Here is a 12,379-nt window from a genome sequence, read left to right on the forward strand (position 1 = left end):
TATTACAAAAGTAAAACTATGAAAAAAATAATTATTGGAAGTAGAGGTAGCAAACTAGCTTTATTGTATGCCCATAAAGCAAAAGAGAGTCTATTAAATAACGCAAGTTTAATTGCTGATGACATCCAAATAAAAGAAATAGTTACAAAAGGCGATCAAGTACAAGATAAAAGATTATCAGAAGTTGGTGGAAAAGGATTATTTTCTAAAAATATTGAACAAGAATTATTGGATAATAAAATTGATATTGCTGTTCATGCTTTAAAAGACATGCCAGCTATAGAAACAGAGGGACTAACAACTAATTGTTTCTTAGAAAGAAATGATCCAAGAGAAGTATTTATAAGCAGGGAAGGTGCAAAAATTTCAACTATTAAGAAGAATGCAATTATAGGGACATCTTCATTCAGACGAGAGTTTCAAATTAATAAATTAAGAAAAGATTTAAAATGTAAATTAATTCGAGGAAATGTTGATACCAGATTAAAAAAATTAAACGAGGGACAGTACGATGGAATTATCTTATCGATTGCAGGCTTAAAATCTTTAAAATTAGAAAATTGTATAACTGAAATTTTTTCAACTAAAGAAATAATTCCAAGTGCTGGACAAGGTATTATCGCTTTACAATCAAGAAAAGAAGACAAAGAAATAAATTTAATTTTAGAAAAAATTAATAACGAACAGTCAAAACTAAGAGCACTCGCAGAAAGAGGGGTATTAAAAATCTTAGAGGGTGATTGTGAAACTGCAGTTGGCGTTCATTCTGAAATTATTGAGGATAAAATAAATTTAGAGGCAGAGCTATTTTCATTAGACGGAAGTCAAAGATTTTATGAAAAAAGTTCTGATGTTATACAAAATGCTGAAAATTTAGGATTCAATCTTGGTAAAATATTAAAAACAAAATCAAAAAATAGTTATAAAAAATAATATGCATATTTTGTTAACACGACCCTTAGAAGATAGTTTGCCAATGATTAAAAGATTTAAAGATTTGGGTCATGACGTATCTCATTTACCTTTATTAAAAATTGAAAAAGCAAGTGTTAATAAAGAATATAATATTAAAGATTATAATGCTTTAATATTGACTAGCGCGAATGCCTTAAAATTTTTAAATATTGAAGAAATAGACAAATCAAAAGTATGTTTTGCCGTTGGTCATGCAACTGAAAAAAGACTTCTTTCATTAGGTTTTCAAAATATTGTTACAGCAGAAGGAAGCGTTGATACTTTAATGGAGATCATTCAGAACAACTTTGAAACTTCAGAGGGTAAAATTTTGTATTTAAGTGGAGAGATGGTTTCTTTTGAATTGGATAATGCACTTAAAAAAAGAGGATATAATATCGACAGAATTATAACTTATAGGGTCACACACAACGTATCTAATGATTTAAATTTTTTATCAGAATTAAAGAATAAAATACCTGACATGGTCTTTATTTATTCAGAAAATAGTGCAAAAAGTTTCTTAACTTTTATTAAATCATCCGGATTAGATGAATATTGGTTGAACACAAACCTCATGTGTATTGGTGAAAAAGCTTCTTCCGTGTTAAATGAAATTAAGTGGAAAAAAATTTTTATTTTTAATCCTGGAGAAGAAGAGTATTTGTTATATAAAATTTAATTATGGAATTGATTGATAATTTTTCTGATATTTTTTTATCTGTTTGGAACAAGGGAATTCTAGGTGTTGATATTTTTCAGATTTTAATTGGTGTAGGTATCTTTCTAATATTTTTAATTTTTAGAGGGATAATCAGTAAATTGATTATAAAAAAATTAGAACTTATTTCAAAAAGAACGACAAATAAATTAGATGACACGTTTGTAAAATCTATGGTAGGTCCAGCTAGATTTTTACCAATTGTTTTAGGATTTTTTATTGCAAGTTATTATATGACCTTTTCTTCTGAAGGCAGAGAAATAGTAGATACAATCAATAGAACATTAATTACAATATTAATTTTTTGGGTTATCCATCAAATTATTGAACCTATCTCATATATTTTAAGCGGGCTTGATCAAATATTAACCCGTGAACTTATTGGTTGGATTATAAAGTCATTAAAAATTTTAATATTTATTTTAGGATTAGCAGCAGTTCTTGAGTTATGGGGTATTAAGATTGGACCTATTATTGCTGGACTTGGATTGTTTGGTGTTGCAGTTGCTTTAGGAGCACAAGATTTATTTAAGAATTTAATCTCTGGTATTTTAGTTCTTGTTGAAAAGAGATTTAAAATTGGAGACTGGATCTCCGTTGATGGCGTTATTGAGGGCATAGTTGAAAAAATTGGTTTTAGATCAACAACAATTAGAAAATTCGATAAATCATTAGCTATAATTCCAAATTTTCAATTTGCTGAAAACGCAGTTGTTAATGTGAGTGAAACTTCTAATTGGCTGATCAGCTGGAATATTACTTTACAATATGACACAACTGTTGAGCAGCTAAAAATAATAAGAGACGAAATTGAAAAATATATTATTAGCAGTGAAGACTTTGATGCAAAAGTAGGTGTTGCAGTTAGAGTTGACAAATTTTCAGATAGCTCAATTGATATGTATGTGCGTTGTTTCACAAAAGGAGACAGTTGGAATAATTGGCTTTCAGTGAAAGAAAGATTAGCTATAAAAATAAAAGAGATAGTTGAAGGAAATAAAGCCTCTTTTGCGTTCCCAAGCCAGTCAATTTATGTTGAAAAGAAATGATCGCAATTTTTTATTTAATATTACAAATTTTGAAGCTTTACTCATATGTTGTAGTGGCAAATGTTGTGTTAAGTTGGTTGATTGCCTTTAACGTGCTTAATGCAAGTAATAGATTTGTTTACTCTATATTAGAATTGACTTACCGTTTAACTGATCCAATCTTGGTAAGAATAAGAAGATTTTTACCTAACCTGGGATCATTAGACATATCTCCAATCATATTACTTTTGTTGATTTGGTTTATAGAAATGTGTATGAAGCTCTACATTGCACCATTAATATTTTAATTATGATTTTAATTGACGGAAAAAAAGCAGCAGCAGAATTAAGAGAAGAACTTAAGCAAGAAGTTACAGAATTAAAAAGTAAATATAATAAAGTTCCCGGATTAACAGTGATTTTAATTGGAGAACTTGCTCCAAGTAAAATTTATGTAAGAAATAAAGAAAAATCAGCCACAGAGGTTGGATTAAAATCTGAAGTTATTAGATACCCAGATACTGTTGAAGAAAAAACTGTTTTAGATAAAATTAATGAACTAAATAATGATGATAGTGTTTCAGGTATATTAGTTCAATTACCTTTGCCGGATCATATTGATAAACAAAAAGTTATTGAAGCAATTTCACCATCAAAAGATGTAGATGGCTTTCATCCAATGAACGTGGGAAATTTATCTTCTGGTTATGAGAGCTCTGTTCCTTGTACACCTCTTGGATGCTACTTATTAATTAAAAAAATTGAGCCAAATTTAAGTGGAAAAAAAGCAGTTGTTGTTGGTAGATCGAATTTAAATGGAAAACCAATGACACAACTTCTTTTAAAAGAAAATTGTACGGTGACAATTACACACTCGCGAACTAAAGATCTAAAAGCTGAGTGTTTAGAAGCAGACATAATTGTAGCTGCTGTAGGTATTCCAGAACTTGTAAAAGGTGATTGGGTTAAAAAAGATGCAATAGTAATCGATGTTGGAATTAATAAGACCGATAAGGGCATTGTTGGTGATGTTGATTTTGATGAAGTTTCAAAAAATGCTAAAGCATTAACTCCTGTTCCAGGAGGTGTTGGACCAATGACAATTGCCTGTTTATTAAAAAACACAATTGAGTGTTTTAAAAGATCACAAAAATAAAGCATTTTCATTAAAGTTTTATTGTCTCAACGACTGTATTGATCAATTATTTTGTAATCATTTTGATAGTGTTTGTATGTGAAGAAACCTAAATACGAATACAGAATTGCAATAATCATGATATTGCTTACAGCTGTACCGATTGGAGCGACACAACTTGGCTGGTATTTGTATGGTAAACAAGTTGGTTTTGATTTTGGTATGATGGCAGGTACTTTTGCAGTAATATTAGCTGGTTATTTGATGTACCAAAAAGGTTGGAGAGATGAGGATGAGGATTAAAAAATGGAAAAAATAATTTTTTTTGGATTAGCAATACCTATTCTTGCATTTGTTTTTTATTTGGGCGGTTCCGCAATTATGAATGGTTTTAAAGCAAAAGTGGAATTTGCTCCTAAAAAAAATACAGATGAAGAAAACAACCAATCTCAACAAGAAATGGATTCTAATACTATGAATTCAAATAATGACAACTTAAGTTCTGAGTTAGCTAGATTAAATAATCTTCTAAAAGATGGAGTTTTAACTCAAGAAGAATTTGATAAAGCAAAAAAGAAAATTCTAGATAATTAATTGTAATTTAATAATTTTTTAAGTGAATTTATTTCACCAATTTTAAAAATAATTGCATCCTCTTTGTTAAAACCAAATTTTTCAGCACTATCTTTAAATCTCACTCGAGGTTCCATTATAGGTTCTAATGATAAAACAAAAGTACCCCAGTGAGTTCCTAAAACTTTTTTACTTTTTAAATCTTGAGCAATATTAAGAGCCTCTTCAGGAGTTGTATGATAAATAGACTTCTCAAACATTGGTCTAAAATCATATGCTCCAATATTAATCATTGATAAATCAATAGGTCCATATTTTTGCCCAAGATCTTTATAGATGTTTCCATATCCAGTATCACATGCAAAAAATATTTTTTTGTTTTTATATTCAATTAAAAAATTTCCCCATAATGTTTTATTGGTATCAGTTAAGCTTCTCTTTGACCAATGAACGGCAGGCAATAATGTAATCTTTAAATCTTTGTTAATTTGTATTTCATCATACCAATCCATTTCGTTTACATCTTTGTATTTTTTGAAATATTTTCCTAACTTAAGAGGAAGCAAAACTTTTGCATCTTTATAAGGAAATTTTCTGATGGTTTTCATATCCTGGTGGTCATAATGATTGTGAGTAAGTAAAAACACATCTGTCTTTGGAATTTCTTTTAATTGAATAGCTGGCTCAACATATCTTTTAGGGCCAAAAATTAAAGGTCCAGCATTTCTAGAAAAAACAGGATCTGTAATAATCGTTGTTTCTCCTAATTTGATTAAGAATGTAGCATGTCCTATCCAAGCAATATAATCGTCGTTTTTATATTTTTCTAAATTTTCTCTAACAATTTTTTTATCAATTACATGATTTTCTGGAATGGTAATATCAATTTTCTTTTTTTCTTTTACAAATGTTCTGTAAGAAAATTTTACATCTTTTGATCTTACAGGAGATCCTTCCGGATTTCTAAAAGTTCCATCTGGTAAGTGATGATAAGGTTTTTCTGCCATTGCTAAATTAATACAAGTATAAAAAATTACTCCAATTAGAATAAAAATTTTAATTAGTTCTTTTCCATTAGCCATAAACTATTTTCAGATAAAAAGAAAATTTTTCCATCATCCGGGTGAACTTGGATATCTCTAATTCTTCCAATCTTACTTTGAAATATTATTTCTTCTTGGACACTTTCTAAATCGTTAAAAATTAATTTTCTTAAAGATTGATCTTTAAGAGACGTAATTAAAGCATGACCATTCCACTCTTCAAATTCCTTTCCTTTGTAGATTGTAATAGCACTTGTGGCAATCGATGGAACCCAATATTGAATTGCTTTCGTAAACCCTGGTTTCCATTTAGGACCAATTGGAATTCCAGAATAATTTTTTCCACCCCAACCTAAAATTTTCCAGCCATAATTCTCACCTTTTTTGATTTCTCCAAACCAGTCGCCACCACGAGCTCCATGGTTACTTGCGTAAATTTTTCCATCAAATGATGAATAGGTAAGACCTTGAGGATTACGAACACCAATTTGATAAATTTCTGGGAGCCAATCTGGTTTGCCATCATTATAAGGATTATCTTTTGGAATACTTCCATCTAAATGAATTCTTATTATACTTCCTGGGTGTTTAGTTGGATCTTGAGCAATCATTCCACCACCTCTCTCTCCAGCGGATGCAAATAGATAGTTATCTTTAATAGCTAATCTTGATCCAAAATGATAACCAGAGTCAATCGGTGGGTTTGCTTGGAATATATTTTTAAAATCCAAATTTTTCTTATTTAATGTTGCAGTAGCAATTGACGTGCTTGTTTTCCAATTACCTCTATCTTCTGTATATGAAATCCACACCTGATTATCTTTATATAAAATGTCTAAAAGTCCTCCCTGACCTGACTCTGTAAAATTTAAGTTGTGTTTAACAATCTCTGTGTTGCCATTTGAAATATTGATAATTTTTATCTGTCCACTTTTTTCAGTTATAATCAATTCATCTTCATTAATAAAAGAAGATCCCCAAGGACTATTTAGTTCGGTAATTTTTGAAAAATTATATTCACCTCCAAAACTTTTTAAGACAAAAAAGTTTAATAAAAATAAATATAAAATTAATTTCATTATTTCTTAATTGAGATTTTTCCAAAAGTTTTCATCAATACTAGGTATAGCCTTCTGCACTCTTTTTTTGATTAATTTTACTTTTTTCAAAAGGACAGGATCTTTACTAGCAATTTCCATAACTTCATCATGATCGATTATTAAAGAAGAATAAGTTTCTGCTTTATCTTCATATTCTACAGAATTGGAGTATCTAGAAATAAAACCAGGAATACTTCTTGCTAGAGCGTAACCTTTATCAGTTGCAATATTTACCTGACCTAAATAATCGTTTTCTTTTCTATTATTTAAATTTATCCATTCATGATCAAATCTATGTTTTTTTGTTAGTCCTTCAAACATATGAAAAAGTTCGTGATGAAAAACTCTCTGGATATCTTTATATTTATCTTTTATTTTTTGATTGTTGAATAAACTTGCATTAGCATAATAATACCCGGTTGACGTATAATTACTTGGTGTAGCCATACCAAGTACTCTGCTGTCACCTCTTAAACCATTACACACCAAGATAAATTTAAAATTTATTGCTTTCAAAAACTCATCTGGATAAATATCTAATTCATTACGCATTGCATCAACAAAGCTTTTTTCAATATTTTGTTCTATAGTTCCACATTTTGAGCTATTAAAAACTCTTACAAAATTTACACCTCGATAATTCATCAAAATTTCAGCTTCAAAATCTTCAAAACCTACATTGAGTATTTTTTTGGTATTATCATAAAAAGGTACCCAGCCATTATTTACAAATTTTTTACCCTCATATATTAATGTGCAATTCCCAGGCCTTCTTCTTTTTGATTCTATTCTTTCACAAGCGCTCAAAGTAAGATCGTTTACGTATTTTTGAGGTATTTGCATAAATTTTGAATAAAGCTCTCCTGTAACTCCGGTTACTAAAGCTGCATTTGTTTTATTGTTTTTTAATTTTTCTGTTTTAAGGGTTTCTAGATAATACTGAATATTCTCATCTCTTTCTTTCGAACAGATTTTCATTCTCTCAATAAAATTAGAAACTTTATATTCAACAACCTCTAATGTTGAGTTTACTTTCCAACAGGGAACACTTTTAGCAAAAGAATTATTTGAGATTAATAAAGATAAAAATATGAAGAAAGTTAATTTGATCATTCTTTTATCTTTATTAAGATAACTTTGATCTACCGCCATCTACGGCAATAATTTGGCCTGTCATCCAAGAGCTTTCATCAGTAAGTAAAAATTTGGCTAAAGCTGCAGAATCTTGTCCTTCACCCAATCTTTTAAGAGGATGCGCTTTAGCTATGCCTTCTGCTAAGACTTTATTTTTTAACATTGGTTCGGCAATTTTTGAATTTGTTAAACTTGGTGCAATACAATTTACTCTTATGTTTGGTGCAAATTCTGCTGCAAGTGAAACTGTTAAACCCTCCACAGCTGCTTTAGCTGATGCAATTATAGCATGATTAGTGAAACCACGTTGTGCAGCAACAGTTGAAAACAATACTATTGAACCTTTGTTTTTCTTTAAACTTTCTTGATATCCTTTAATAACTTCAACTGCTGAATAGAGATTTAATTTCATACAACTATTAAAATCTTGTTCTTTGATCATTCTCAATGGTTTTAAATCAATAGAACCTACGCAATATGCAACTCCTTTAGCTTCAGGAACATCTGACTTAACTTTTTCAATAAAATCATTTTCTAAGACATCTGCAACTGTATAGGTGCAGCTAAGTTTTTCAGCAATGTTTTGAACAGCTTCTTCATTTCTTGCAACAAGATGTAACTCATTTCCAGAGTTTTTGAGTTTTTCCGCTAAGCTAAAACCAATTGATCCTGTAGCACCAAAGATTATATATTTTTCTGACATATAAATTTATTTTAGTTATATTTAATTATGAAATTGTTTTTTATACTTGGCAATCAATTATTTCCATTAAATTACTTAGAAAAATTTAAAAAAGATCATTTATTTTTTTTAGCTGAAGACTATGAACTTTGCACCTATGAAAAACATCATCAACAGAAAATATTATTATTTCTATCATCTATGCGTTCTTATCTAGATAGACTTAAAAAAGATAAATTTAAGACAGAATATTTAGACATAAATAACAAAAGCTTCAAATTAAGTTATACAGATAAATTAAAGACCTTAATTAAATCAAAAAAAATTACTGAAATAACAAGTTTTGAAATTGAAGATAAGTTTTTTGAAAATAAGATTTCAAACTTTTGTAAAAAAGAGAAAATAAAATGGAACATTATTCAAACTCCGATGTTTCTTAATTCTAGAGATAATTTTAAAAAATATTTAAGCAAATCCAAAAAGCCGTTTATGGCAACGTTTTATAAAGACACTAGAAGAGAATTAAATATTTTAATGGGTAAAGACGGAAATCCCTTGGGTGGAAAGTGGAGTTTTGATGAAGATAATAGAAATAAATTGCCTAAAAATATATCAATCCCAAAGTTTCCAAGTATTACAGAAACCCTACACACAAAAAAATTGAAACCAATTATTGAAAAAAACTTTAAAGATCATCCAGGTGATTTGAAACAGTTTTGGTTTGCAACTGAATATAATGATGTTTTGAAACTTCTAAACTTTTTTATTAAAGAAAAATCTAATTTATTTGGTGATTATGAGGATGCAGTAGATCAGAAAGACAACATCTTATTTCACAGCGCTTTAAGTCCCTATATAAATTTAGGACTAATCACACCTGAATTTATAATAAAAAAAATTCTAGAATTTCATAAAAAAAATAAAATTAGGATGAACTCGTTAGAGGGCTATATACGTCAGATTATTGGCTGGAGAGAGTTTATGAGAGGTATTTATCAAGGATATTCAAAAGAGATGGAAACAAAAAATTTTTTTAATCAAAATAGAAAAATGAAAAAGAGTTGGTACGAAGGAACAACAGGACTGCCTCCTTTAGATCATGCCATTAAAAATGCTAGAGATTATGGATGGTCTCATCATATAGAAAGATTAATGATACTCTCAAACATAATGAATTTGTGCGAAATAAAACCAACAATTGTCTACAAATGGTTTATGGAAATGTTTGTAGATTCGTCAGACTGGGTGATGGTTCCAAATGTTTATGGAATGGGTTTATTTAGTGATGGAGGAATTTTTGCAACAAAGCCTTATATCTGTGGTTCTAGTTATTTTATGAAAATGATGGATTTTAAAAAAGGTGATTGGTGTAATACGATGGATGGTTTGTATTGGAGATTTATAGATAGAAATAGAAAATTTTTCTTAACAAATCCAAGATTATCAATGATGGTAAGAATTTTTGATAAAATGAAAGTTGAGAGAAAAAAAATGATCTTATCAGAGGCAGATAAATTTATAAAACTAAATACTAATTAATATGTATATTTCAATAACAGGACTTAAACCAAAAAACTTTTTTTCAAAAATCAAGTTTTGGATGTTAGCAATTCCTTCTTTTAGAGCAGCACAAAGAGCTGAGGGAAATTTATTTTGTGAAGTTAAAGAGGTTAATGGTTACAAACATACTTTAACAGCATGGAAAGACAGAAATAATATGATGGAATATATTCATGGACCAATTCATATCAAAGCAATGAAAGAATTTAATTCAATTGCCACAGGATCAACGTATGGTTTTGAAAGTAATAAGATACCATCATGGCAAGAAGCTCTAGAGCTTTGGAAAACAAACTATAAAGAATATTAGTTTGAAAAAACAAAACTTACCCTCAAAAATTTGTCCTGTTTGTAAAAGACCTTTTTTGTGGAGAAAAAAATGGAAATTAAATTGGGATAAAGTTAAATATTGTTCAAAAAAGTGCGCTAGTTTAAAATAAAGAAATGAACATTATTGTTTTGCAACACATCAAAATAGAAGATCCAGGCTACATTAAAGATTTGATGTTGGCTGATGGCTTTAACTTAACAACTATTGAATTAGATGAAGGGGAAAAAATTCCTAATGATCTTAGTAAATTTGATGGAATGTTTTGCATGGGTGGTCCAATGGATACCTATATGGAAGATCAATATCCTTGGATAATAGATGAAAAGAAAAAAATTAAAGAATTTGTTGTAGATTTAAAAAAACCATATTTAGGTTTTTGTTTAGGTTGTCAGCTTTTAGGAGAAGTAGTAGGTGGCAAGGTTGTTAAATCTAATCCAGCTGAGATTGGAATTATGGATATTAATTTTAGTAAAGAAAAAGCTAATGATAAACTTTTTAATGAATTTCCTGATAAAATAAAAAGCCTCCAGTGGCATTCATATGAAGTTCAAGGGATAGAAAATAATGATGATGTAACATTAATTGCTTCATCACCTATTACAAAATATCAAATTTTTAAATTTCAAAATCATGCATATGGAATTCAATTTCATATTGAGATTAAAGATACCACAGTAAATGAGTGGGGCTGCGTTCCAGAATATAAAAAAGCTTTAGAGGGGCAATTAGGTAAGGGAGCTTTAGAAAAATTTGATAAAGCTGCAAAAGATAATATGCAAGATATGAACAAATATTCTAGATCATTATATGAAAATTTTAAAAAAATCTTATGAGAAAATATAAAATAGGTTTTCCAGTAAAATTTAAAAAAGCCAAATACCCATCAAAGAAAAAATTAATTGGTAAATACTGTGTTCTCGAGCCTGTAAATGTTAAGAAACACGCAGAAGACCTTTTTAAAAATTTTTCAATAGACGATAAAGGCATTGATTGGATTTATATGCCAACGGGGCCTTATAAAAATTTCTCTTCATTTAAAAAATACCTAACAACAGAAAAGTTATCTGGAAATCCTTTTTTTTACTCCATTTATTCAAAAAAACTTAAAACATTTTGTGGATTAGCCAGTTATTTAAGAATTACACCCGAGGTTGGAACGATAGAGGTAGGTTGGATCACGTATGCAAAAAATTTACAGAGAACAGTAGAAGCAACTGAAGCTATGTACTTAATGATGAAGAATGCTTTTGATGTTTTGGGATATAGAAGATACGAGTGGAAATGCGATAGTCTCAATAAGAGATCAAATAAAGCTGCACTAAGACTGGGATTTAAATTTGAAGGCATCTTTAGACAGGCAACAATTTACAAAAGAAGAAATAGAGATACGTCTTGGTATGCAATAATAGATAAAGATTGGAGCAAAATTAAAAAGGGTTATCAAGCTTTTTTGAAACCATCTAACTTTAAAAACTCTAAACAAATTAAAAAGTTAAAATTTTAGTTTAAATTTTCTTTTATAAAATTTCTCAAATATTCAGAGCTTTGCGCTCCTGATACATATTGATTTTCAATCTCAAAAAAAGGAACTCCTGAAATATTTTTTTCCTTAGCTTTTTTTTGATAAGAACTAATTATTTGACTATTTTTTGAAATGTAGTTGATGAAATTTTCTTTAGAAATATTATTTTTTTCAGCTATTTTGATCAACACTTCTCTGTCTCCAATATCTTCACCACTAATAAAATAACTAGTATAGATATCTTTTTTTACATCGTTTTCCTTACCATTTTCTTTTGCTAATAAAATTAGTAAGTGAGAAAGAACAGTATTTGGAGTTTTGTTAATTTTTTCTAAATTAAAACTTAATCCAATTTCTTTTGCTGTCTGTGTCATGGATGCATACATTGGAGCTGCGAACTCTTTGCCACCAAATTTAATATTAAGATAATCACTTCTAGGTATTCCATCTTCAGGCATATCAGGATTTAATTGAAATGGTATATGTTCAACTTCTATTTTTTTATCTTTAAAATCTTCTAGTGCTTTTTCTAAATTAGTTTGACCTATAAAACACCATCCACATATTGTATCCGCGTAAACTTTAATTTTCATAAT

Annotated in this window: 17 protein-coding genes; 12 read left to right on the forward strand and 5 right to left on the reverse strand. The window is 28.9% G+C overall.

The features are described from left to right. Positions 1-18 precede the first annotated feature (18 nt). From hemC to ACTT9P_RS01355, 7 genes are all read left to right on the forward strand, one after another. Positions 19-933 carry a hydroxymethylbilane synthase gene (gene hemC / locus ACTT9P_RS01325; RefSeq protein ID WP_440908892.1) on the forward strand — a complete coding sequence of 305 codons (915 nt, stop codon included), beginning with the start codon at positions 19-21 and terminating at the stop codon, positions 931-933. Position 934: 1 nt separating this feature from the next. Beyond that, the gene (locus tag ACTT9P_RS01330) at positions 935-1,636 is read left to right on the forward strand and encodes a uroporphyrinogen-III synthase (protein WP_440908893.1); all 702 of its coding nucleotides are present in this window, start codon (positions 935-937) and stop codon (positions 1,634-1,636) included. A gap of 2 nt (positions 1,637-1,638) precedes the next feature. Further along, a complete protein-coding gene (locus tag ACTT9P_RS01335; protein ID WP_440908894.1) occupies positions 1,639-2,724 on the forward strand; it encodes a mechanosensitive ion channel family protein in 1,086 nt (361 codons plus the stop codon). Further along, entirely contained in the window at positions 2,721-3,011 is a 291-nt protein-coding gene (locus tag ACTT9P_RS01340) for a YggT family protein (protein ID WP_440908895.1), read from the forward strand. The genes ACTT9P_RS01335 and ACTT9P_RS01340 overlap by 4 nt, the downstream gene beginning before the upstream one ends. Before the next feature lie 2 nt (positions 3,012-3,013). Next, positions 3,014-3,859: a bifunctional 5,10-methylenetetrahydrofolate dehydrogenase/5,10-methenyltetrahydrofolate cyclohydrolase gene (locus ACTT9P_RS01345; RefSeq protein WP_440908896.1), complete on the forward strand. Its 846-nt coding sequence runs from the start codon at positions 3,014-3,016 to the stop codon at positions 3,857-3,859. Positions 3,860-3,937: 78 nt separating this feature from the next. Beyond that, positions 3,938-4,141, forward strand: a complete 204-nt coding sequence (locus tag ACTT9P_RS01350; protein WP_440908897.1) for a hypothetical protein — start codon at positions 3,938-3,940, stop codon at positions 4,139-4,141. 3 nt (positions 4,142-4,144) lie between these two features. Beyond that, the gene (locus tag ACTT9P_RS01355) at positions 4,145-4,432 is read left to right on the forward strand and encodes an SHOCT domain-containing protein (RefSeq protein WP_440908898.1); all 288 of its coding nucleotides are present in this window, start codon (positions 4,145-4,147) and stop codon (positions 4,430-4,432) included. On the opposite strand, the gene ACTT9P_RS01360 is transcribed toward ACTT9P_RS01355, so the two are convergent. Genes ACTT9P_RS01360 through ACTT9P_RS01375 form a run of 4 tightly spaced genes read right to left on the reverse strand, consistent with a single transcriptional unit; the run spans position 4,429 to position 8,391 of the window. Next, positions 4,429-5,418 carry an MBL fold metallo-hydrolase gene (locus ACTT9P_RS01360; RefSeq protein ID WP_440909959.1) on the reverse strand — a complete coding sequence of 330 codons (990 nt, stop codon included), beginning with the start codon at positions 5,416-5,418 and terminating at the stop codon, positions 4,429-4,431. The two genes, ACTT9P_RS01355 and ACTT9P_RS01360, sit on opposite strands and share 4 nt — an antisense overlap. Before the next feature lie 53 nt (positions 5,419-5,471). Further along, positions 5,472-6,533, reverse strand: coding sequence for a PQQ-dependent sugar dehydrogenase (locus ACTT9P_RS01365; RefSeq protein ID WP_440908899.1), 1,062 nt, complete (start codon positions 6,531-6,533; stop codon positions 5,472-5,474). A 6-nt stretch (positions 6,534-6,539) separates the two neighbouring features. Continuing rightward, the gene (locus ACTT9P_RS01370; protein WP_440908900.1) at positions 6,540-7,706 is read right to left on the reverse strand and encodes a putative zinc-binding metallopeptidase; all 1,167 of its coding nucleotides are present in this window, start codon (positions 7,704-7,706) and stop codon (positions 6,540-6,542) included. Further along, positions 7,681-8,391 (reverse strand): SDR family NAD(P)-dependent oxidoreductase, encoded by a 711-nt coding sequence (locus tag ACTT9P_RS01375; protein WP_440908901.1) that lies wholly within the window; start codon positions 8,389-8,391, stop codon positions 7,681-7,683. The genes ACTT9P_RS01370 and ACTT9P_RS01375 overlap by 26 nt, the downstream gene beginning before the upstream one ends. Before the next feature lie 27 nt (positions 8,392-8,418). Between ACTT9P_RS01375 and ACTT9P_RS01380 the strand changes: the two genes are divergently transcribed. Genes ACTT9P_RS01380 through ACTT9P_RS01400 form a run of 5 tightly spaced genes read left to right on the forward strand, consistent with a single transcriptional unit; the run spans position 8,419 to position 11,765 of the window. After that, positions 8,419-9,909 (forward strand): cryptochrome/photolyase family protein, encoded by a 1,491-nt coding sequence (locus ACTT9P_RS01380; RefSeq protein ID WP_440908902.1) that lies wholly within the window; start codon positions 8,419-8,421, stop codon positions 9,907-9,909. A gap of 1 nt (position 9,910) precedes the next feature. After that, positions 9,911-10,240 carry a hypothetical protein gene (locus tag ACTT9P_RS01385; protein ID WP_440908903.1) on the forward strand — a complete coding sequence of 110 codons (330 nt, stop codon included), beginning with the start codon at positions 9,911-9,913 and terminating at the stop codon, positions 10,238-10,240. Position 10,241: 1 nt separating this feature from the next. Beyond that, positions 10,242-10,370: a DUF2256 domain-containing protein gene (locus ACTT9P_RS01390; RefSeq protein ID WP_440908904.1), complete on the forward strand. Its 129-nt coding sequence runs from the start codon at positions 10,242-10,244 to the stop codon at positions 10,368-10,370. 4 nt (positions 10,371-10,374) lie between these two features. Beyond that, positions 10,375-11,094, forward strand: coding sequence for a type 1 glutamine amidotransferase (locus tag ACTT9P_RS01395; RefSeq protein WP_440908905.1), 720 nt, complete (start codon positions 10,375-10,377; stop codon positions 11,092-11,094). Further along, positions 11,091-11,765 (forward strand): GNAT family N-acetyltransferase, encoded by a 675-nt coding sequence (locus ACTT9P_RS01400; protein ID WP_440908906.1) that lies wholly within the window; start codon positions 11,091-11,093, stop codon positions 11,763-11,765. The genes ACTT9P_RS01395 and ACTT9P_RS01400 overlap by 4 nt, the downstream gene beginning before the upstream one ends. On the opposite strand, the gene ACTT9P_RS01405 is transcribed toward ACTT9P_RS01400, so the two are convergent. Beyond that, complete coding sequence (locus ACTT9P_RS01405; protein WP_440908907.1) at positions 11,762-12,376, reverse strand: DsbA family oxidoreductase; 615 nt, start codon at positions 12,374-12,376, stop codon at positions 11,762-11,764. The two genes, ACTT9P_RS01400 and ACTT9P_RS01405, sit on opposite strands and share 4 nt — an antisense overlap. Positions 12,377-12,379: the final 3 nt, after the last annotated feature.

The sequence above is a fragment of the Candidatus Pelagibacter sp. genome, assembly GCF_052048095.1.
In the GTDB taxonomy this organism is placed as follows: Bacteria; Pseudomonadota; Alphaproteobacteria; order Pelagibacterales; family Pelagibacteraceae; genus Pelagibacter.

Bases quoted from the DNA above. Each gene is read 5' to 3' on its own strand.
- hemC (WP_440908892.1), top strand. From the start codon at position 19: ATGAAAAAAATAATTATTGGAAGTAGAGGTAGCAAACTAGCTTTATTG.
- ACTT9P_RS01330 (WP_440908893.1), top strand. From the start codon at position 935: ATGCATATTTTGTTAACACGACCCTTAGAAGATAGTTTGCCAATGATT.
- ACTT9P_RS01335 (WP_440908894.1), top strand. From the start codon at position 1,639: ATGGAATTGATTGATAATTTTTCTGATATTTTTTTATCTGTTTGGAAC.
- ACTT9P_RS01340 (WP_440908895.1), top strand. From the start codon at position 2,721: ATGATCGCAATTTTTTATTTAATATTACAAATTTTGAAGCTTTACTCA.
- ACTT9P_RS01345 (WP_440908896.1), top strand. From the start codon at position 3,014: ATGATTTTAATTGACGGAAAAAAAGCAGCAGCAGAATTAAGAGAAGAA.
- ACTT9P_RS01355 (WP_440908898.1), top strand. From the start codon at position 4,145: ATGGAAAAAATAATTTTTTTTGGATTAGCAATACCTATTCTTGCATTT.
- ACTT9P_RS01360 (WP_440909959.1), bottom strand. From the start codon at position 5,418: ATGGCAGAAAAACCTTATCATCACTTACCAGATGGAACTTTTAGAAAT.
- ACTT9P_RS01365 (WP_440908899.1), bottom strand. From the start codon at position 6,533: ATGAAATTAATTTTATATTTATTTTTATTAAACTTTTTTGTCTTAAAA.
- ACTT9P_RS01370 (WP_440908900.1), bottom strand. From the start codon at position 7,706: ATGGCGGTAGATCAAAGTTATCTTAATAAAGATAAAAGAATGATCAAA.
- ACTT9P_RS01375 (WP_440908901.1), bottom strand. From the start codon at position 8,391: ATGTCAGAAAAATATATAATCTTTGGTGCTACAGGATCAATTGGTTTT.
- ACTT9P_RS01380 (WP_440908902.1), top strand. From the start codon at position 8,419: ATGAAATTGTTTTTTATACTTGGCAATCAATTATTTCCATTAAATTAC.
- ACTT9P_RS01385 (WP_440908903.1), top strand. From the start codon at position 9,911: ATGTATATTTCAATAACAGGACTTAAACCAAAAAACTTTTTTTCAAAA.
- ACTT9P_RS01395 (WP_440908905.1), top strand. From the start codon at position 10,375: ATGAACATTATTGTTTTGCAACACATCAAAATAGAAGATCCAGGCTAC.
- ACTT9P_RS01400 (WP_440908906.1), top strand. From the start codon at position 11,091: ATGAGAAAATATAAAATAGGTTTTCCAGTAAAATTTAAAAAAGCCAAA.
- ACTT9P_RS01405 (WP_440908907.1), bottom strand. From the start codon at position 12,376: ATGAAAATTAAAGTTTACGCGGATACAATATGTGGATGGTGTTTTATA.